21 protein-coding genes are annotated in these 18,407 nt (G+C 69.1%); 9 read left to right on the top strand and 12 right to left on the bottom strand.

Annotated features, from left to right (window positions below):
• Nucleotides 1-26 precede the first annotated feature (26 nt).
• A complete protein-coding gene (mshC, locus tag KSED_RS06785) occupies nt 27-1,343 on the bottom strand; it encodes a cysteine--1-D-myo-inosityl 2-amino-2-deoxy-alpha-D-glucopyranoside ligase (RefSeq protein ID WP_015779361.1) in 1,317 nt (438 codons plus the stop codon).
• 98 nt (nt 1,344-1,441) lie between these two features.
• On the opposite strand from mshC, the gene KSED_RS06780 reads away from it, so the two are divergent.
• A complete protein-coding gene (locus tag KSED_RS06780; protein WP_015779360.1) occupies nt 1,442-2,434 on the top strand; it encodes a magnesium and cobalt transport protein CorA in 993 nt (330 codons plus the stop codon).
• 13 nt (nt 2,435-2,447) lie between these two features.
• Here KSED_RS06780 and KSED_RS06775 read toward each other — a convergent pair whose 3' ends face one another.
• Nucleotides 2,448-2,810 (bottom strand): hypothetical protein, encoded by a 363-nt coding sequence (locus KSED_RS06775; RefSeq protein ID WP_015779359.1) that lies wholly within the window; start codon nt 2,808-2,810, stop codon nt 2,448-2,450.
• 62 nt (nt 2,811-2,872) lie between these two features.
• On the opposite strand from KSED_RS06775, the gene KSED_RS06770 reads away from it, so the two are divergent.
• Nucleotides 2,873-3,106, top strand: coding sequence for a DUF5703 family protein (locus KSED_RS06770; protein WP_049758413.1), 234 nt, complete (start codon nt 2,873-2,875; stop codon nt 3,104-3,106).
• A gap of 51 nt (nt 3,107-3,157) precedes the next feature.
• Here KSED_RS06770 and KSED_RS06765 read toward each other — a convergent pair whose 3' ends face one another.
• Nucleotides 3,158-4,528, bottom strand: coding sequence for a M20/M25/M40 family metallo-hydrolase (locus KSED_RS06765; RefSeq protein WP_049758641.1), 1,371 nt, complete (start codon nt 4,526-4,528; stop codon nt 3,158-3,160).
• Nucleotides 4,529-4,793: 265 nt separating this feature from the next.
• Between KSED_RS06765 and KSED_RS06760 the strand changes: the two genes are divergently transcribed.
• The 6 genes from KSED_RS06760 to KSED_RS06735 all read left to right on the top strand — a co-directional run bounded on the left by KSED_RS06760 (nt 4,794) and on the right by KSED_RS06735 (nt 9,383).
• Nucleotides 4,794-5,774 (top strand): phytoene/squalene synthase family protein, encoded by a 981-nt coding sequence (locus tag KSED_RS06760; protein ID WP_015779356.1) that lies wholly within the window; start codon nt 4,794-4,796, stop codon nt 5,772-5,774.
• Entirely contained in the window at nt 5,771-7,429 is a 1,659-nt protein-coding gene (crtI, locus tag KSED_RS06755; protein WP_015779355.1) for a phytoene desaturase family protein, read from the top strand. Before KSED_RS06760 ends, crtI begins: the two co-directional genes overlap by 4 nt.
• Entirely contained in the window at nt 7,429-7,797 is a 369-nt protein-coding gene (locus KSED_RS06750) for a lycopene cyclase domain-containing protein (protein ID WP_015779354.1), read from the top strand. Before crtI ends, KSED_RS06750 begins: the two co-directional genes overlap by 1 nt.
• Nucleotides 7,794-8,150, top strand: a complete 357-nt coding sequence (locus KSED_RS06745; RefSeq protein ID WP_015779353.1) for a lycopene cyclase domain-containing protein — start codon at nt 7,794-7,796, stop codon at nt 8,148-8,150. Before KSED_RS06750 ends, KSED_RS06745 begins: the two co-directional genes overlap by 4 nt.
• The gene (locus KSED_RS06740; protein ID WP_015779352.1) at nt 8,147-9,031 is read left to right on the top strand and encodes a prenyltransferase; all 885 of its coding nucleotides are present in this window, start codon (nt 8,147-8,149) and stop codon (nt 9,029-9,031) included. The genes KSED_RS06745 and KSED_RS06740 overlap by 4 nt, the downstream gene beginning before the upstream one ends.
• Nucleotides 9,032-9,131: 100 nt before the next feature.
• Nucleotides 9,132-9,383 carry a M20/M25/M40 family metallo-hydrolase gene (locus tag KSED_RS06735; protein ID WP_041290885.1) on the top strand — a complete coding sequence of 84 codons (252 nt, stop codon included), beginning with the start codon at nt 9,132-9,134 and terminating at the stop codon, nt 9,381-9,383.
• Between the two features lie 16 nt (nt 9,384-9,399).
• Here the strand turns inward: KSED_RS06735 and idi are convergent, their stop codons facing one another.
• Nucleotides 9,400-10,008, bottom strand: a complete 609-nt coding sequence (gene idi / locus KSED_RS06730) for an isopentenyl-diphosphate Delta-isomerase (protein WP_081439779.1) — start codon at nt 10,006-10,008, stop codon at nt 9,400-9,402.
• A gap of 343 nt (nt 10,009-10,351) precedes the next feature.
• Between idi and KSED_RS06725 the strand changes: the two genes are divergently transcribed.
• Nucleotides 10,352-10,543, top strand: coding sequence for a hypothetical protein (locus KSED_RS06725; RefSeq protein ID WP_015779350.1), 192 nt, complete (start codon nt 10,352-10,354; stop codon nt 10,541-10,543).
• Nucleotides 10,544-10,558: 15 nt separating this feature from the next.
• Here KSED_RS06725 and KSED_RS06720 read toward each other — a convergent pair whose 3' ends face one another.
• The 8 genes from KSED_RS06720 to KSED_RS13620 form a co-directional block, all read right to left on the bottom strand.
• On the bottom strand, nt 10,559-11,029 hold the full coding sequence (locus KSED_RS06720) for a hypothetical protein (protein ID WP_015779349.1): 471 nt from the start codon (nt 11,027-11,029) through the stop codon (nt 10,559-10,561).
• Nucleotides 11,026-11,985, bottom strand: a complete 960-nt coding sequence (locus KSED_RS06715) for a caspase family protein (protein WP_237699504.1) — start codon at nt 11,983-11,985, stop codon at nt 11,026-11,028. The genes KSED_RS06720 and KSED_RS06715 overlap by 4 nt, the downstream gene beginning before the upstream one ends.
• 19 nt (nt 11,986-12,004) lie before the next feature.
• Nucleotides 12,005-12,382, bottom strand: a complete 378-nt coding sequence (locus KSED_RS06710; RefSeq protein WP_015779347.1) for a TIR domain-containing protein — start codon at nt 12,380-12,382, stop codon at nt 12,005-12,007.
• A gap of 124 nt (nt 12,383-12,506) precedes the next feature.
• The gene (locus tag KSED_RS06705; RefSeq protein ID WP_015779346.1) at nt 12,507-12,770 is read right to left on the bottom strand and encodes a hypothetical protein; all 264 of its coding nucleotides are present in this window, start codon (nt 12,768-12,770) and stop codon (nt 12,507-12,509) included.
• Between the two features lie 407 nt (nt 12,771-13,177).
• Nucleotides 13,178-13,615 (bottom strand): hypothetical protein, encoded by a 438-nt coding sequence (locus KSED_RS06700; protein ID WP_015779344.1) that lies wholly within the window; start codon nt 13,613-13,615, stop codon nt 13,178-13,180.
• Nucleotides 13,616-13,694: 79 nt separating this feature from the next.
• Complete coding sequence (locus KSED_RS06695) at nt 13,695-13,964, bottom strand: hypothetical protein (protein ID WP_015779343.1); 270 nt, start codon at nt 13,962-13,964, stop codon at nt 13,695-13,697.
• The gene (locus KSED_RS06690; protein ID WP_015779342.1) at nt 13,961-17,182 is read right to left on the bottom strand and encodes a type I restriction endonuclease subunit R; all 3,222 of its coding nucleotides are present in this window, start codon (nt 17,180-17,182) and stop codon (nt 13,961-13,963) included. The genes KSED_RS06695 and KSED_RS06690 overlap by 4 nt, the downstream gene beginning before the upstream one ends.
• Entirely contained in the window at nt 17,179-18,399 is a 1,221-nt protein-coding gene (locus tag KSED_RS13620) for a restriction endonuclease subunit S (RefSeq protein ID WP_143827358.1), read from the bottom strand. Before KSED_RS13620 ends, KSED_RS06690 begins: the two co-directional genes overlap by 4 nt.
• Nucleotides 18,400-18,407: the final 8 nt, after the last annotated feature.

The following is an 18,407-nucleotide window of genomic DNA, read 5'->3' as shown; positions in this document are numbered from 1 at the left end:
GGGCGCCGCCGCGCGAGCCGGCCTGCTCAGCCCAGGTCGATGCCGAGCAGGGCGTCCACGGCCGTGCGCACGCCACGGGCCTCGGCCCGCGCCGCCGCGGCGGCCGCGCCGGTCTGCTCGCCGAGCACCGCATCGGCCCAGCGGTCCACCACGGCCAGGGCGCCGGGGGCGTCCAGGTCGTCGGCGATCCGCTCGGCGAGCTGCCGGGCCACGGCGTCACCGGCCGGGGCGTCCTCCGCATCGGCGGTGGACGGCGAGGCGGTGGCGGTCTGCGCCGCGTGGCGCCAGCGGTCCAGCCGCTGGCGGGCGGCCTCGAGGTGGGCGTCGGTCCACTCCCAGGCCGTGCGGTAGTGCTGCGAGAGCAGGGCCAGCCGGATGGCGGCCGGGTCCTCCCCCGCGGCCCGCAGCCGCGAGACGAGCACCAGGTTGCCCTTGGACTTGCTCATCTTCTCGCCGTCGAGGCCCACCATCGCCTGGTGGACGTAGTGCTCGGCGAAGGCATCGTCGGTGAGGGCACGCGTCTGGGCGGCGCTCATCTCGTGGTGCGGGAAGACCAGGTCGTCCCCACCGCCCTGCACGAGGAAGGGGGTGCCCAGGTGGTCGCGCGCGATGGTGGTGCACTCGATGTGCCAGCCGGGGCGCCCCGCCCCCAGGCTGCCGCCCTCCCAGTGTGGCTCGCCCTCCCGGTGGGCGCGCCACAGCAGGGGGTCGAGCCGGTCGCGCTTGCCGGCGCGGTCGGGGTCACCGCCACGGTCGGCGAAGACCTCCATCATCTGCGTGGGGGTCCAGTGCGAGACCTCACCGAAGGTGGGCACCTGCGCCAGGTCGAGGTACACATCGGCCGGTGACTCCCCCGCATCGGCCGCGGCGTCCTCGGCGGGCACCCGGTAGGCGCGGCCGGACTCGAGCATGGCCCGGATGGCGGCGACGTCGGAGGGGATGCCCTCCACCGCACCGACGTAGGCGTCAGGCGCGATGATGCGCAGCGCCGCCATGTCGTCGCGGAAGAGCTGGATCTCGCGGGAGGCGAGCTCCTCCCAGTGCACCCCGTCGCGCTCGGCGCGCTCGAGCAGGGGCTCGTCCACGTCGGTGACGTTCTGCACGAAGCGCACCGGGTGGCCCGCGGCCCGCAGGGCCCGGTTCACCAGGTCGAAGGTGAGGTAGGTGGCGGCGTGGCCCAGGTGCGTGGCGTCGTAGGGGGTGATCCCGCAGACGTAGAGCCCCGCCTCCTGCCCCGGGCGCGGGGTTAGCGGGGTGATCGCGCCGCGCGCGGTGTCGTGGACCCGGGGGCCCTCGGCGGTGAAGGGCAGGGCGGGCACGTCAGGTGAGGTCCAGGAATCCACGGGCACAGCCTAGGTGAGCCGTCCCCCACGTTGTGTCGCCCGCCGGCCCGGCGGCCCGGCGGCCCGGCGGCCCCGGTTCCCGGTGTCAGACTGCCCCCATGATCGTGGACAAGGCGGTGTACGCCGGTGGGCGACGGCACGAGTGCCCCGACGCGGCCGCGGGGCTCGCCGACGCGCGGCGCCGCAACGAGGCCGGTGGGCCGGAGAGCGAGCGCGCCTTCGTCTGGGTGGGGCTGTTCGAACCCACCGGGGACGAGGTGCGCGAGTTCACCGAGCTGTTCGCCATGCACCCGCTGATGGTGGAGGACATCGTCACCGGCCGGCAGCGCCCCAAGCTGGACGTGGTCGACGACACCGCGATGCTGGTGTTCCGCACCCTGGCCTACTTCGAGGAGAACAGCGACGTCGAGACCGGGGAGGTGCTGCTGGCTTGGGGCCCGGACTGGGTGCTGACGGTGCGCCACGGCGACGTGACCCGGCTGGACGGTGTGCGCTCGCGACTGGAGCACTCACCGGACCTGATGCGGCACGGCCCCGCGGCGGCCGTCTTCGTGGTGGCCGACCACATCGTGGACATCTACACGGCCGTCGACCTGGAGCTGAACGACGACCTGATACGGGTGGAGCAGGCGACCTTCGCCGACGGGGGCCAGGTGGACGTCTCCGACATCTACGCCCTCAAGCGGGAGATCCTGGAGGCGCGGGGTGCGGTGCACCCGCTGGTGAAGCCGGTGCGGCAGCTCATCGCGGCCGACGAGCTCGTGCCGTCCCCGCTGAACCCGTACTTCAGCGACGTCCAGGACCACCTGCTGCGGGCCGACGACAACATCATGGACTACGACCAGTCGCTCACCGACATCCTCCAGGCCCACCTGGCGATGGTGTCGGTCAAGCAGGGTGAGGACGCGCGGCAGATCTCTGCGTGGGCGGCCTTGGCGGTGATCCCCACCATCGTCGGCGCGATCTACGGCATGAACTTCGACCACATGCCCGAGCTGCACACCGCGTGGGGCTACCCGGTGGTGCTGCTGCTGACCGCTGCCGCCGTGGTGCTGCTGTACTGGCGGTTCCGGCGCTCCGGGTGGCTCTGAGGGCCGGCTGCGCTCAGGCGCGGGGCTCGTCGTCGAGCTCGACCTCGGAGTCGTCGTCGTAGGAGTACGAGTCCTGGTCCCCGTCGTAGTCGTCGTCGTAGCGGGAGACCACGTCGTCCTCGTCGTCGGTGTCCTCGTCGTCCGAGTCGTCGAAGTCGTCCTCGTCCTCATCGTCGTCCGAGTAGACCTCGAACGGCGTGACCTCCCCGTGGGTGTCCATCAGGGCGTCGTCGTAGTCCTCGAACGCGTCCGCGAGGTCGTTGTACGCCGCGATCACGCGCGGGTCCTCCTCGCCGGTGCGTGAGGCGCAGGCCTCGAGATGCCGCTCCAGGGCGGTCACGAGGGTGGTCAGGGCGCTCCGCGGGTCAGTGGCCATGGCCCCACGGTAGCCCGCCGCGCCGCCGGGCGGTAGGTGGTTTCGTTGTGCACAATGTGCCGATGCTGGACAGCCGACCCTTCGTGCCTCCCCACCGCAAGGCGCGGGCAGCTGCCGTGTGGGAGTACCGCACGGTGGAGGCCCACCGCGAGATGACCCGAGCCGACCTGTGCCAGGTCCTCACCGAGCTCGCCGAGTACGAGGGCTGGAACCTGCACACGGTGCGGCACTACCAGTCCGGGCGCCGCAGGGTGTCGCTGCGCCGCAAGGTGATTCGCCAGCGGCGAACCGCGTGAGGTGACCGCCCCGGGCACCCCGCCCGGGGCGTGCCGGGGTAGCGGAGGGCCTCAGGCCTCCATCACGAAGCGGTGGAGTACCCGCGCGCCGAACTCCAACGCGCTGACCGGGACCCGCTCGTCGATGCCGTGGAAGAGCGGCGCGAAGTCCAGGTCGGCCGGCAGCTGCAGGGGCACGAAGCCGTAGCCGGTGATCCCCAGGTCACCCAAGTGCTTGTTGTCGGTGCCGCCCGACAGGCAGTAGGGCAGCACACGGCACCCGGGGTCCTCGGCCTCCAGTGCGGCCCGCATCGTGTCCACCAGGGGGGTGTCGAAGTCGGCCTCCAGGGAGGGGCCCAGGTGGTGGATGCCCACCTCCACGTGCTCCCCGGCCAGCTCTTGGATGGTGGCGAGCACCTGCTCCCACTGGCCCGGCAGGTACCGGCAGTCGAGTCCTGCGGTGACCGTCTGCGGCACCACGTTGTGCTTGTACCCGCCGGAGACCATCGTCGGGTTGATCGTGTTGCGCAGCGTGCCCTTGACGAAGGCGTGGGCTCCCCCGGTGGCGCCCACCACCTCGGTCAGCGAGGGGGCGTCGTCGACGGACCAGTCGATGCCGGCCTGCTCCCCCACGCCCTCCAGCAGCACCCGGACGGACTCGATGGTCTCGGCCGGCCACTCGTGCTCGTGGATGGCGGTCAGTGCGCGGGACATGTGCACCACGGCGTTGTCCTGGGTGGGCACCGACCCGTGGCCGGCGCGCCCGCGGGCGGTGAGGGTGAGCCAGGCGATGCCCTTCTCCGCGGTCTGCACGAGGTAGGTGCGCTGCGGCTCGGCGCCCGCGGCGAGCGCCTGGCCGGGGACCGTGATGGAGAAACCCCCCACCTCGGAGACGGCCTCAGTGCACCCGGCGAACAGCTCCGGGTGGTGCTCCACCAGGTGCCCGGCGCCCTTGACGCCGCCGGCCTCCTCGTCGGCGAAGAACGCGACCACCAGGTCACGGTCCGGCTGGGTGCCCGTGCGGGCGAGGTACCGCACGACCGCCAGGATCATGGCGTCCATGTCCTTCATGTCCACGGCACCGCGGCCCCAGACCATGCCGTCCTTGAGCTCGGCGGCGAAGGGGTCCACCGACCAGTCGGCGGCCTCGGCGGGGACCACGTCCAGGTGCCCGTGCAGCACCAGGCCCGGCCGCTCGGGGTTCTTGCCGGGCAGGCGCACGACCACGCTGGTGCGGCCCGGGTCCGACTCGAACACCTGCGGCTCCAGATCCACCTCGGTGAGCCGGTCGACCACGTAGTCGGCCGCCTCGCGCTCCCCCGGCCCGGTGCCGTCCCCGTAGTTCGTGCTGTCGATGCGGATCAGCTCCCGGCAGAGGTCCACCACCTCGTCGGCCGGAGTGGGGACTGCCCCGGGGTCGGTCGTCGTCGTTGCGGGCGTCACGGCATCGGAGGTCACGCGCCCACGGTACGGGGGGCGAGGCGATCGCGGCCCACGGTGGGTGGGGCGCTGTGGCTCAGACGGCCGGCTCGGTGGTGCCGACGGCGCGCTGGCCCAGGTTCTCGTCGATGCGCAGCAGCCCCGGCCCGGGGTGAGGCTCACCTGCCCCGGCGTGGCCACACGGTGTCGGCGTGGCGCGGAGTCGGGCAGGGGCCGGCGCAGGGTCGCGAGAGGCGAGCGCGTGGCCCCCGTGTGTGAGGATGGGGCCATGCATCGTGCCGCGGTTCCGCACCAGCAGGACGGGTGGGAGGAGCCGGCGGGGTGGGACCCTGGGGCGGCCGACGTGGCGCGACGCGCACTGGTGGACCACACCATGGCCTCGCGACGCGCCTCCCGGCAGGTGATCGCTCACTACTCCACCTCGTTCGGGCTGGCCACGCGGCTGCTCGGGGAACCGGTGCGCCACCGGGTGCGCTCGCTCTACGCGCTGGTGCGGGTGGCCGACGAGATCGTCGACGGCGCGGCCGCCGGAGCCGGCCTGGGGCCCGACGCCATCGGCGCCCTGCTGGACGACCACGAGGCCCGCACCGAGGAGGCGCTCGCCACCGGGTACAGCACCGACCCGGTGGTCCACGCCTTCGCCGACGCCGCCCGGGCCTGCGGGATCACCCCGGAGCTCACCCGCCCCTTCTACGCCTCGATGCGGGCGGACCTGCAGGTGGCCGAGCACGACGAGCGGACCTTCGAGGAGTACGTCTACGGCTCCGCGGAGATGGTGGGTCTGATGTGCCTGCGCGCCTTCGCCACGGACGACGCCCCGACGCCCGTGGCCCCCTCGCCCGACCTGGTGGAGGGCGCCCGTCGACTGGGTGCGGCCTTCCAGAAGGTGAACTTCCTGCGCGACCTGGCCGAGGACACCGACGGTCGGGGGCGGGCGTACTTCCCGGGCCTCGACCCCGCCAGCCTGAGCACCGTCCACCGGGACGCGCTGGTGGCCGGCATCCGCGCCGACCTGGCCGTGGCCGATGCGGTGATCCCCCGCCTGCCCGACTCCAGCCGTACCGCGGTGCGGGTCTGCCACGACCTGTACGCGGCGCTCACCGACCGGTTGGCGCGGACCCCAGCCCACGCGCTGCGCACCCGACGGGTGCGGGTCCCCGACGCGCGCAAGGCGGCGATCGTCGGCCGGGCCGTGGTGCGTGAGCGATGCGGGGGGCTCCCCCGCATCGGACGGGAGGAGACACGATGAGGCGCGCGATCGTCATCGGCGGCGGGGTGGCCGGGCTGTCCACCGCCGGGCTGCTGGCCCGGGAGGGGTACGCCGTCACCGTGCTCGAGCGCGGACACACCACGGGCGGTCGGGCCGGGTCCTGGGCCAGCTCGACCGAGGCCGGGGACTTCCGGTTCGACACCGGGCCGAGCTGGTACCTCATGCCCGAGGTGTTCGAGCACTGGTTCGCGATGATGGGCAGCTCGGTGGGCGAGCGACTCGACCTGGTGGACCTCGACCCGGCCTACCGGGTGTTCTCCCCGGCGGCCGGGGCGCTCGAGGTGCGGTCGGGGCGCCACGAGGCGACCGAGCTCTTCGAGTCCGTGGAGCCGGGGGCCGGGCGGGCGCTGGGCGCGTACCTGGACAGTGCCGGCTCCACCTACGTGATGGCGCGGGAGTCCTTCCTCTACACGACCTTCAGCCGCATCCCGCTGCGGACCCTGCGGGCGCTGCTCCCCCGCCTGCCCGAGCTCGTGCGGCTGCTGACCGAGTCGCTGCACGACCGCGTGGCGCGGACGGTGCGCGACACGCGGCTGCGGCAGGTGCTGGGCTACCCGGCGGTGTTCCTCGCGGCGACACCGCGCACCACGCCGAGCATGTACCACCTCATGAGCTCGATGGACCTCGAGGACGGCGTGCGCTACCCGATGGGGGGCTTCGCCCGGCTGGTCGAGGCGATCGAGGAGGTGGTGCGCGAGGCCGGGGTCGAGATCCGGCTGGGCGCCGAGGTGACCGAGATCGTGACCGACCGCCCCTCATCGGGCCGGGTGCTGGACGCGGCACGGGGGCGGCGCGCACGGGCGACCGGGGTGCGCCTGGCCGACGGCGAGCTGGTGCCCGCGGACGTGGTGGTCTCCACCGCCGACCTGCACCACACCGAGACGCGGCTGCTCCCGGAGCACCTGCAGACCTACGGGCAGCGCTACTGGGACCGGCGCACGTCGGGGCCCGGGGCCGTGCTGGCGCTGCTCGGGGTGCGTGGCGAGCTGCCCGAGCTGGTGCACCACAACCTGTTCTTCACGGCCGACTGGGACGCGAACTTCGAGGCGGTCTTCGGCCCGCAGCCGGTCGTGCCGCGGCCGGCGAGCACCTACGTGTGCATGCCCTCGGCGACGGACCCCTCCGTGGCGCCGGCAGGGCACGAGAACCTGTTCGTGCTGGTCCCCGTCTCCCCCGATGCGGTGGACGGCACCTCGGTGGGGGCCGGCGGCATCGACGGGGCGGGTGACCCCGCGGTCGAGCGGGCGGTGGACGACGCCATCGCGCAGATGGCCGACTGGGCCGGCGTGCCGGACCTCGCCGAGCGGGTGGTGGTGCGTCGCACCATCGGGCCGGCGGACTTCGCACGGGACTACCACGCCTGGCGGGGCAACGCCCTGGGCCCGGGGCACACGCTGTGGCAGTCGGCCTTCCTGCGCGGGCAGAACACCAGCCGTCGCGTGGAGAACCTGCTGTACGCCGGCGCCACGACGGCGCCGGGGGTGGGGCTGCCCATGTGCCTGATCAGTGCGGAGAACGTCATCAAGCGGCTGCGCGGCGACCACAGCGACGGGCCGATGGACCCCGTGGCGTTCGGTGCCGCCGCTCGCGGGTGCCAGGGCGGTCCTGCTGGTGCTGCCGGCGGGGCGGCCTGATGCCGGGGCTGTACCTGGCGGCGATCTGCCTCTCGACGGTGTGCATGCTGCTCATCGACCGCCGCTGGCAGCTGTACCTGTTCGCCGACTGGCGGCGGGCGCTGGGCGTGCAGGCCGTCGGTGTGGGGATGTTCCTGGCGTGGGACCTGCTCTGCATCCAGCTGGGCATCTTCATGCGCGGTCCCGGGCCGTGGCAGGTCGGGTGGCAGCTGGCCCCCGAGCTGCCGGTGGAGGAAGTGTTCTTCCTGTGGTTCCTGTGCCACTTCACGATGGTGCTGTTCGCCGGCATCGAGCGGGTGCTGGCATGGCGTGCGGGTGGGCGGGACGCGACCCGCGGGCCCGGCGCACCGCAGGAGGTGACGGCATGACCTACCTGTGGGTGAACCTGGCGGTGCTGGCCGGGTGTGCGGTCGTGGCGGTGGTCTGCCTGCGGCGCCTGGACCCGGCGGTGCGACGGCGCACCGTGGCGGCGGCCGGCATCGCGCTGACGGTCTCGTGCGTGTTCACGGCGGTGTTCGACTCGCTGATCATCGGGGCGGGGATCGTCGGGTACGACGAGTCGCAGCTGGTGGGGTGGTTCGTGGGACTCGCCCCGGTGGAGGACTTCGCGTACACCGTCGCCGCGGCCGTGGTGCTGCCTGCGTTGTGGGTACTGTGGCGCCGGCCGGGGGCGCGGGGTGGCTCGCGGGGCGCGGCGCGCGCCGGTGGGGAGGCGTCGTGAGCGGGCCGGGGCGCACCGCATCGGCCCTGCGGACCCTGCTGGCCACCTCGCGGCCGATCTCCTGGGTGAACACGGCCTACCCCTTCGGTGCGGCGTACCTGCTGGCCGGCGGCTCCTGGCGCGACCTGGCCTTCTGGGTGGGGGTGGTCTTCTTCCTGGTGCCCTACAACCTCGCCATGTACGGCATCAACGACGTGTTCGACCACGAGTCCGACCTGCAGAACCCGCGCAAGGGAGGGGTCGAGGGGGCACTGACGGATGCTGCCCACCATCGGATGATCCTGTGGGCCTGCCTGGTGAGCTGTGTGCCCTTCGTCGCGGTGCTGCTGTGGTGGGGCACGGTGGCCAGCGGGGTGGCGCTCGCGGTGACGATGTTCGCGGTGGTGGCCTACAGCCTGGCCGGGCTGCGGTTCAAGGAGGTGCCCTTCGTCGACTCGGTGACCTCCGCGACGCACTTCGTCGGGCCCGCCGTGGTGGGTGCGCTGTTCACCGGCGCGCAGGTGCCCGCGGCCGGGTGGGCCGTGCTGGCGGCGTTCTTCGCGTGGTCGATGGCGAGCCACGCCTTCGGCGCCGTGCAGGACGTGCAGGCCGACCGGGCTGGCGGCATCGGGTCGATCGGGACGGTGTTGGGCGGCCGGCCGACGGTGTGGGTGTCGTTCGGGCTGTACCTGGCTGCCGCGGGGCTGATGGTGGCCGCTCCCCTGCCGTATGCCTGGCTGGCTGCGGTGCCCGCGCTGTACGCGGCGAGCGTGGCGCCGTTCCTGGGGATCACGGACGCGAGGTGCGAGGAGGCCCATGCCGGGTGGACGCGCTTCCTGTGGCTGAACTACGTGGCCGGGTTCGCGGTGACGATGGTGTTGATCGCCGGGGCATGGGGGTGAGCGCGGGAGCGGGTGCCCCCGAGTAGTGCTTGGCGTCCGGTAACGTCTTGGGCCGCACGGCGATTCGGGGCACCGCCCGGTCGCCGAGAACTCGAGAGGTGTGGCCGCGGGGCGGCACCTCGGCGAGGAGGTGACCTCCCAGGCCGTGGGCGGGGCGAGCGACGGCAACTTCATCGCGGCGCTGGGGCTCCCGGTGATCGACGGTCTCGGCGGGATCGGGGCCGGGCCGCATGCACGGCACGAGCACATCACCGTCAGTGGACTGGCGCGACAGACGGCGTTGATGGCCGGGCTCGTGGAGCAGCTGGGCCAGACCCACACCGCCTCCCGCCACGACGACCGCAACCCCTGACCCCGGCCCCTGCGGGTCAGCGCACCAGCAGCTCGTCGAGGACGGGCGTCTCCACGTGCCGAACCAACCACGGGCTGAAGGCGAACGGGACCGTCGTCAGGGCCTCTCGGAGGTGGGGCCACTCGGCCCAGGCCACGTCCATGACCTCTTCGGGATTGGGTGCCGGGAGGTCGGCGGGCCCCACCAGCAGGTCGGCCACGTAGACCGGGCAGACCTCGTTCTCCACGATCCCGCTGGCATCCACCGCGCGGTAGCGGAACCCCGGGATCGCAGCACGGGGCGCGCCGACCGCATCGGCAGGGATGTTCAGCTCGGTGGCCGTCCGGCGGTGGATCGCCTCCACGTCGGACTCCCCCGGCGCCGGGTGTCCGCAGCAGGCGTTCGTCCAGTCTCCCGGCCAGGTCACCTTGCCCAGTGCGCGACGCGTGAGCATGACGCGTCCGTCGGGCGCCACGAGGTGGACCGAGAAGGCTCGATGCAGGGGCGTGTCGGTCGTGTGAACGGTCGCCTTCGGCTGGTTGCCGATGACCTGCCCGTCCTCCCCCAACAGCTCCACCAACTCGGGTGCGTGGGGTGGAATTGGCTCGGTGACGGCATGTCCTGCGGGGGGATGGGGGTGGGACATGGCACGACCCTACGATCCGCGGTGGTTGCGCGCACGGGGAGTCGTGACGTCACGACTCCCCGTGCGGATCGCCGGACCTCACGCGCCGCGGCGGCCGGCAGGTCCCTGCTGGGGGCGCCTTCCCCGGGCACGACAAAGGCCCCGACCACACTGGTCGGGGCCTTTGATTCCCGTGGGAACTGGTGGGTCGTTTGTACGGCTCCAGATTCCGCCCCTGGCCTGCGGTGCAGCAACGAAACTCGGCTCCCCCTGTGACCTGATCCCGGGCTAACTCTCCGCTGTTCCCAGCGTGGTCCGGGAGACCGGGTTGCCGTGTCGCAGGGCCTGGCTACAGTCCAGGCGCATGAGAGAGCCGTCCAGCCCCGCCAGCATCCCCGTCGACCCGTCTCAACAGGCCGTGATTACGAGAGCGTTCGCAGTCGCGGAGGTGGCCGCCGAGCATCTCGTCCGCGTCTCCCCCACGCTCGACCGGGACAGGGTGGAGTACGTCGTGGCCTCGGTGCTCCTGGAGGAGGCGTGGGTCGGCGGTTCGTAGCCTCACCAACCCCGACTATCGGCGGACCCCTGGAGGCCAGATCACGGTGACCGGCTTGCTGAGCGAATGCGCGTAGGCGACTGCATCAGCCGTCCCGCCCTTCCCTTGTGCGGGGAGGCCGTCCCAGACGGCCACGAGGACGTCGCAGAGGTCGACAACGCGCTTCCCGGCAGCCAGGTAGGCATCTTCAGTCGGCTCCGCGAAGTCCAACGTCTCGACCTCGGAAGCCCTCGACAGGAGCGCTCTGAACTGAAGGAGGTCAGTCTCCTGCTCGAACGATGACTCATAGTTCGAGCAGGGCAGGATGACGTGCAGTCGTCCGCCTAGGCCCAAGACCTCCTCGGCAAACTTCTGATCAGCCCCGGCAGCCAGACTGGATGCCCCTACGAACGGTGGGCCACCAAGGATGGCTGGCAGCCGGGCCGCCAGCAGACTCCAGACCGACTGCGGTGCCTCTTGGTGGCCCGAGACTGCGTAGATCGTCATAGTCGGTCCTCGGAGGCCATGTGGCGATAGTGCCTTCCGAGGGGTGTGAGCCGACAACCCTCGCTCTGCATCGCGGCGAAGAACATGTGGTCAGCCCCCACCGGCTCCATCAACTTCGCGGACGCGCACTTCTGGAGTTGCTTGAACACTGCCTCGTGCTCAGGATGGGGCTCCAAGCCTGAGTCGCGCTTGTCCGGCTCGTATGAGGGATCGAGGGGGAACACGTGGTCCGGCGTCGGGAACCACTTGGGAAGCCTTCGCAGTGTCGAAAGTGGTACGGCAGGGTCGCAACGACGGATATCTTGCAGGTGGTCGACATTCGCCTTGAACATGGGGCGTTGGTCCCAGGTCCCAAACGCCTCGGACAGATAGGAGTAGAGACCCGCCAACGTCAGGTGGCCCAAGACGTCGGCTGCTCCACCTTCGAGCGCACCCTCCAGGTAGGCGGAGAACTGCCCGCGCCCGTCAGGGGTCTCCGCAGACGTCTGATCTGCTCGGCTTGCCGTGAGCATCGAGACCCCTTGCCGCAGGACTGAACCGGCGGTCATGGCGGCAGGGACACCACCCGCCCCACCCGAGAAGCAGCAGTCAAGGATCACCGCGACCTCTTGGTCGCAGGCGTTGATCCTCTCCATGACCTCGCTGAACCTGACGCCAGGTGTTTGCTGAGTGCCGTCAGAGGTCACGAGAGTGACGTCGGCCCCATCCGCGACCTGTGCGCCGTGTCCAGCGAAGTAGAGGAGCGACATGTGGACGCCGGGGGCGAACAGGCGGTCCAACGCCTCCAGCAGATCGTCGCGGCTGACGTGGCCGGTCCCGACTGCGGCGGTGAGGGTCTTCACCTCGAAGTTGGGGGTGTCGTCCTCGTTGCGCGCCAAGACCGGCGTGAGGGCCACGGCATCATTCACACAGCCCCCGAGGTTGCCGAAGGCCGGATAGTGGTCGATGCCGACCACGAGTGCGCGTCGCAGCACGTCAGAGCCCGTCGATGAAGTCCCCGACGTTCTGCCAGGTCCAGGTCTTGCATGGAGCCGTCCCCATCTGCACGGGCTTGGTCCGGTAGCCGTCCTCGATCCAGATGCCGAGGAGCGGCTTGTCCTCCTCACGAGCGCACTTGATCTCCCACAACTGCCCGGCTGCGTTTGGGGTGCTGCTGCTGATGAGGGCGATGACCCCATCGGAGCGGCGGATGCGTGTCCGGACCCGCTCCTTCCACTCCGTGTCGTAGGGGTTCTTGACGCTCATGTCGGTCCAGTCGTAAGGCGTGTTGCCCAACTTTCGCTGTCCGACGAAGAGGTCACGAGTCCTCTCGTCCTCCTTGGCGAAGGCGATGAAGACGGTCTTGTTGGCCATGTCAGGTCCTCTCTGTCGATGTCGAGGTCATGCTTATCACCGAGCACCGACAGCCCTGTCCGTGCCGAGAGCAGTCGGGGCGCACCGGGCGCTTCCCCTCGCCGCCGCGCCCCGACCCGACCTCCTACTTGACCTTCATCTGGATGCGAGTGCCCTCACTGATGAGCGTCGCGTAGTCGGTCAACTCCGGATCGGAGATCGAGCCGCCAATGCGGGACCACTCGCGCCGGAGCACGGGCTTGATCTCGGAGACGGGCCGTCCCTCGTACCTGCGCAGCAGGGAGTCGAACATCTTCTGGTAGTCAGAGGCGATGTCCTTCACGGTGCCTTGAACCATCCGGTTGAGATCGCGCTCGAAGTTGCCAGACAGCTTGAAGCCTGAGCCCATGATCAGACCTGCTGACTGATCGTCGTGCCCGGGTGACGCTGGGCCGTGGACTCCTTGACGAACCGTCCGGTGATCGTGGATCGGTTGACGGTCGTCTTGTTGGACGTGCCCCGACCGATGCGCTCGGTTGAGGTGGTCCGGGGGCTCCGACGTGCCGTCGAAGCGCTCACGAAGCGTCCGGTGCGGGCGCTCCTACTCGCGGTGCGTGCCATCTGGCTCGCCTCCGTTCTGGGCCGAGGCCCATTTGGGAGCACTGCCACGGAAGCGACTAGAGTCGGAGTCCTAGTTCGCCCAACTAGACGCCAAGCCCTGGATGCTCCCACCCCGGAGAGTCCGGGGCTTCGGTGCTCTTGCGGGCAAGTCTAGTTGGTGCCAATGACACGGCTGTAGTTTCGCCCGGTCCGGCCTCAGAGGTCGGTGACTGGGACCATCTCATCGCCCCCGTCCCAGCGCACCTGCATGCTGGCCATGGGCACGACCGACATCCTCATGGTGAGGTAGAACCGGACACCCTCGTGGGGATGCACCGTCGCGTCCACAGGGAGTTTGTGCAGCATGTTCGCCGCGTTGTAGCCCTCGGGGGCGGACGCGCTCACGCCCGTCGCAATGCCATCTCCGGCGTTGACCAACTCATAGACGACGCGGTTCGAAGTTCGGTCCACCTGCCTGATCCTCCACCGGATGGAATTGCGCGCCTGAGCGGACGCGGCCTCGACCTGCGCGGGCGTGGAGGCAGTATCGGCCATAGTCTCCACCGCCCTGGTCATACGGTCCATGCTGTTCGCCATGGCCTGCGAGCGCGCGTCGGACTCCTGCCGCGCTGCACGCTCCTTGTAGATGTCCACCCGTCCCCAGATGAACGCGATCAGAGCAACAACCGCACCCCCAAGACCGGCTCCAGCGGCTATCCAGTCCGGCACGAGTTCAGTTCTTCGGAGGCAGGGGAAGGGCGTACGGGGTGGGGTGCACGTCCCACGACACGAGCACCTCGACCGGCCTTCCGGTCTGCCACGTGGCCAGCACAAGGAACTTCTTCGAGGCTCCGGGACCGAACGTGTCTTCGGATGGAAGGTCCCGCGTCAGACCCTCTGGGTGATCCACAGTCACGGTCACGAGGTCGACCGTCTGGTCGCTGACGTTACGCATCAAGTAGGACTGTCCGGGGCCGGATGTGATCTCGAACGGGACGTTCATGCCCTGGCCCCCTCATTGGCCTTGGCAGTCGATGGAGAGTGTTGAGCCTCGACCTCGACAGCGACGTTCTCATTCGGGAAGTGGTAGTCGACGGTGGCGAGGTACTCCCGGAAGCCGAGCATGGCGAGCAGTTGGGCGAACGTGTCCATATTCTGCCCCTTCAGCAGAGCGTTGACGATCTCCTCGCTCTTCTCGCGGCGGTCGATGAACTTGCTCAGCACCGAGGCCACGACCGTGTTGTCAGCGTTGAAGTCGGCGTCGCTGTTGGCCTTGGCCTTCGCCACGAGGTCCGGGTCTCTTTTCGCGTCCCTGAGGATGCCTTCGATCTCGGGCACCGCGTCGTCGGGGCTCAGGCCGCTGTCCGCGAAGAGGGAGTTGATGGCGTCGATGATGTCCGCCCAATGGGCCTGCTCCCGCTCACGCGCCTCGGCGGTGCCCATCTCAGCCAGCGGGCTCAACGGAGTGGCCTGCCCGGACGTCAGGTCGAGCGTCCGAGCGCCCTTGCTCTCGACCTTGTACTTGGCCAGGGCGACCGGGCCGATCTCCACGACGATGCCGGAGTTCTCATCCCGCAGACGCTTGGCGAGCATGCGGTAGTAGATCGAGCGGCTCTCCATCTCCAGGTCGTAGGGGACGATCTGCGAAAGGAAGTCGTAGGCGTTCACGTAGTTGGACAGGTCCGAACGGAAGCCCTCCAGCCGCGTTCGCTCCTCGTCGTCCTTGTCCTCCCGGGCCTGCCTCAGCAGATCACCGAAGCGCTCCGTTGCCGGGTCGATGGCGGCAGTCAGCGCCTTGTGCGTTCCGTTGGGATCGGTCGCGGCGACAGCGGCAGCCTCGATCTCGGCCATCGTGTAGATGCGGTCCCTGCCCACGTCGTCCAGTTTCACCGCGAGGCGGTTCGGCAGGTCGGGGTCGGTGACGGCCCCCAACTCGGCCCCCTCGTAGTACGGCTGGAATGCCGCGAGGATGTCCTCGCCCTTGTTCACGAAGTCGAGGACGTACACGTGGTCCTTGCCCGCCCAGGTGCGGTTGAGGCGCGAGAGGGTCTGGACGGCCATCACGCCGTCGAGTCGCTTGTCGACGTACATCGCGCACAACAGCGGCTGGTCGAAGCCGACCTGGAACTTGTTGGCCACGATCATCACTTGGTAGGCGGGGCCATTGAAGGCGTCGTCCAGCGCCTTGTTCTTCGTGCCGGTGTTGACGCTCGCCTCGGTGTACTCACCCACGCCGAGCAGGTCGTCGGGCCTGACGTCGGTGTCGTCGTCGGCGACGGTGACCTTGCCGGAGAAGGCGACCAAGGCATGCACGTCGTCGTAGCCGTGCTTGGCCACGTACCGCTCGATGGCGTTGTAGTACCGCAGGGCGTGCTTGCGCGAGGAGGTCACGATCATCGCCTTGGCGGTGCCACCCAGCATCCCGGCGATGTTCTCGCGGAAGTGCCGAATGATGATGTCGACCTTCTGGGAGATGTTGTGCTCGTGCAGCATCACCCAGCGCTGAGCGGCCTTGCGAGCGGCCTCCTTGTCGACGGACTCGACGGCCTCGTCCTTGACCTTCAAGCCCAACTCATAGGCGACGTCGTACTCGGTGTAGTTCTGGAGCACGTCGAGGATGAAGCCCTCCTCGATGGCCTGACGCATCGTGTAGCGGTGGAACGGCTTGGGCCTCGGGTTGCCGTCCTCGCCGGTGTCCTGCGGGTCCGGTGTGCCGAACAGTTCGAGGGTCTTGGACTTCGGGGTCGCCGTGAAGGCGAGATAGGTCAGGTTCGGCGTCTCGGCCCGCTGCGGTAGTTCAGCCGCCAGCAGCGTCTGCGCATCGACCTCCCCGCCGTCCTCAACGTCCGACTGCTCCTGCGGACTCAGGACGGCCTTCAACTTGGCCGCAGCCGTCCCGGTCTGGGACGAGTGGGCCTCGTCCGCGATGACCGCGAAGTGCCCGCCCGATGCGTCGGCCTGCTCACGCAGGTACTTCAACGCGAAGGGCGCAGTCTGGATCGTCACCACGATGATTGGCGTCTTCAGCCGCAGCGCCTCGCCCAGTTCACTGGACTTCGACGCCCCGGACCCGTCGATGCGGACCATCTGCGCGCCGTGCGGGTCCAACTGACGCATGGCTGCGCTCATCTGCTTGTCCAGCACGTTGCGGTCGGTCACCACGATCACCGAGTCGAAGACCTTCTTGTTCGACTGGTCGTGCAGCGCCGCGAGCCGGAACGCCGTCCAGACGATGGTGTCCGTCTTGCCCGAGCCAGCCGAGTGCTCGATGAGGTACCGCTCACCCACCCCCTGCTCCGCCACCCGCGAGATGACCCTCTCCACCGCATCCCACTGGTGGAAGCGCGGGAACCGCAGCGACGTGGACTTCTCCGCCTTACCCGTCACCGGGTCCGGCTTCTCATCCGTGCGGACCACGAGGTACTTGGTCAGGATCGTCAGGAAGGCATCCGGGTCGAGCACGTCCCGCCAGAAGTACTCGGTACGTGCACCGTCCGGGTTGAGCGGGTTGCCCTTGCCTGATCCGTTGCCCTGGTTGAAGGGCAGGAAGGTGGTCTTGCTCCCGGCCAACTTCGTGGTCATCGAGACCTCGTTGTCGGTCACGACGAAGTGCACGAGCGCGCGCTTGCCCCACGCCAGCAGGACGTCCTTGCCGTCCGTGCCCGGGTCGCGGTCGTTCTTGTACTGCACCTGACCGCGCGTCACGGACTGGGTGAACTCGGTCTTCAATTCGATGGTCGTCACCGGGATGCCATTGCAGAACAGCACCAGGTCGATGGACTTCTTCGCGTTGGTGGTCGAGTAGTGCACCTGCCGGACGACGCGCAGGATGTTCGACTCGTAGTCCTTGACCGTCTTCGGGTTCATGGACTCAGTGGGCTTGGCCTGCACCATCTGGAAGCGCGAAGAGATGCGTCGAAATCCCTTTCGCATGACAGTCAGCGTGCCCCCACCGCCACCGACGTTGCTCAGCGTGTCAGCGAGGGCGTCCAGGATGCCGTTGCGAGCCTTCGCCTGAGCGGCAGGGTCCAAGCCCGGCTTCAGGTGCTTGGCCAGTTCGTCCGGCTGGGTGGCCTCCAGCCACGCGAAGACGTCCTCGGGAAAGAGGGCACGCTGCTTGTCGTAGCGAGCCGCAGAGCCCTCCTCGTAGACCCACCCCTGCGTAGCCAACTGGGCGACTGCTTCGTCCTCCATGGCCAGTTCCTTGTGGACGTCCGTCATGCTGCCCCCTCCTCGATGCATTCAGTGCCGGTCTCGGGGTCGATCCTGCCGGTGACTGCGGCGGTGATGAGTGCCTCGCGGCGCTCACGAAGCAGGTCGATGACCTCTTGCGCAGCCGAGATCATCGCATCGGCTCTTACTGTTATCGCGCTCGCCTCATTCACGACGTCTGCTTGTGCCTGAAGGCTGCGAAGGGGAATGGTCGTGGACCGGATATCGCCCTGAGAAACTTTCTGCATCGAGTGACTTGCGCCCTTCGCGGCAATCTCGATCTCATCGCGGGCCTTGCGGGTACTTAGAGCGAGGGCGACGTACTCGCTGGATACCAAGGAGCGGTCGACCGCGACCCGGTAGAGCAGGTCGCTCAACATGAGGGTCGGGTAGTCCCGATCAACGACGGCGGCGCTTCCCACCCACTCTCGGGTATTGCCACGCGACATGAGCAGGTCACCGGCACGCAGGCCGAGTTCTGGACGAGGCTCCAAATCCCCGGGCAGCATCTTGTTCTGCTCAGGACGAAAGACTCCGCCATTGACACAGCCCACCTTCAGCACTGACCACTGGGTCGACGGATCGTCCACGGGAGTGTCTTCGCATTGGGGAGACCAGCCCTGGCTGATACCAGTGATCAAGCGCCGTAGCGGCACTCTTTGCAGCGAAGCGTCTGAGTCAATGGTGTTTGAGATTGCAGCACGCTGCCTTTCGCGCAGTTCTTGCATTAGCACGTTCTGCGCCTCGATCATGGAGTCGATCTGTGCAGTCTCACGGTCGAGGAAGTCAGCGATGGCCCTCTGACCCTCGACTGTCGGGATGTAGCAGTCGATGGTCCTCAGAACGCGGAACGGCACTTCAGTCGTCCGGACACCCTTTGCGCCTCCCGCACCGATCCCCCGCTCACGCTTGATCAACTCGCCGCCAAACCAGGACGACTTCATAAGGTAAACGACGTAGCGTGCCTCGACAGCCGGGCGAGGCCGCATCACCTCGTAGTGGTACGTGACCAGCCCATCCTCCCGGGCAAGCCCCATCGCTCCATCTCGGATAGACATCTTGTTGAACACGATGTCCCCTCGTTTCGCGATCTTGTAGTCATCAAGGCTGTCAGCCCGGTGCGGCCCGTCGCTGATCTCAGAACGACGGATTACTCCTCGGAACTGAGAAACGGACATGAGCGGAAGGTCGATACCTTTCCCACGCACATCGACACGATCAACCAAGACCCCAA

It is taken from the genome of Kytococcus sedentarius DSM 20547, from assembly GCF_000023925.1.
Taxonomy (GTDB): domain Bacteria; phylum Actinomycetota; class Actinomycetes; order Actinomycetales; family Dermatophilaceae; genus Kytococcus; species Kytococcus sedentarius.
This window is presented reverse-complemented; position numbering and strand designations above follow the sequence as displayed.

Excerpts from the sequence above, each read along its gene's own strand:
- idi (WP_081439779.1), bottom strand. The coding sequence starts at position 10,008 with ATGTCCCACCCCCATCCCCCCGCAGGACATGCCGTCACCGAGCCAATT.
- KSED_RS06720 (WP_015779349.1), bottom strand. The coding sequence starts at position 11,029 with ATGACGATCTACGCAGTCTCGGGCCACCAAGAGGCACCGCAGTCGGTC.
- KSED_RS06760 (WP_015779356.1), top strand. The coding sequence starts at position 4,794 with ATGCATCGTGCCGCGGTTCCGCACCAGCAGGACGGGTGGGAGGAGCCG.
- crtI (WP_015779355.1), top strand. The coding sequence starts at position 5,771 with ATGAGGCGCGCGATCGTCATCGGCGGCGGGGTGGCCGGGCTGTCCACC.
- KSED_RS06745 (WP_015779353.1), top strand. The coding sequence starts at position 7,794 with ATGACCTACCTGTGGGTGAACCTGGCGGTGCTGGCCGGGTGTGCGGTC.
- KSED_RS06770 (WP_049758413.1), top strand. The coding sequence starts at position 2,873 with ATGCTGGACAGCCGACCCTTCGTGCCTCCCCACCGCAAGGCGCGGGCA.
- KSED_RS06705 (WP_015779346.1), bottom strand. The coding sequence starts at position 12,770 with ATGGGCTCAGGCTTCAAGCTGTCTGGCAACTTCGAGCGCGATCTCAAC.
- KSED_RS06710 (WP_015779347.1), bottom strand. The coding sequence starts at position 12,382 with ATGGCCAACAAGACCGTCTTCATCGCCTTCGCCAAGGAGGACGAGAGG.
- KSED_RS06690 (WP_015779342.1), bottom strand. The coding sequence starts at position 17,182 with ATGACGGACGTCCACAAGGAACTGGCCATGGAGGACGAAGCAGTCGCC.
- KSED_RS06695 (WP_015779343.1), bottom strand. The coding sequence starts at position 13,964 with ATGAACGTCCCGTTCGAGATCACATCCGGCCCCGGACAGTCCTACTTG.
- KSED_RS06775 (WP_015779359.1), bottom strand. The coding sequence starts at position 2,810 with ATGGCCACTGACCCGCGGAGCGCCCTGACCACCCTCGTGACCGCCCTG.
- KSED_RS06750 (WP_015779354.1), top strand. The coding sequence starts at position 7,429 with ATGCCGGGGCTGTACCTGGCGGCGATCTGCCTCTCGACGGTGTGCATG.
- KSED_RS06780 (WP_015779360.1), top strand. The coding sequence starts at position 1,442 with ATGATCGTGGACAAGGCGGTGTACGCCGGTGGGCGACGGCACGAGTGC.
- KSED_RS06725 (WP_015779350.1), top strand. The coding sequence starts at position 10,352 with ATGAGAGAGCCGTCCAGCCCCGCCAGCATCCCCGTCGACCCGTCTCAA.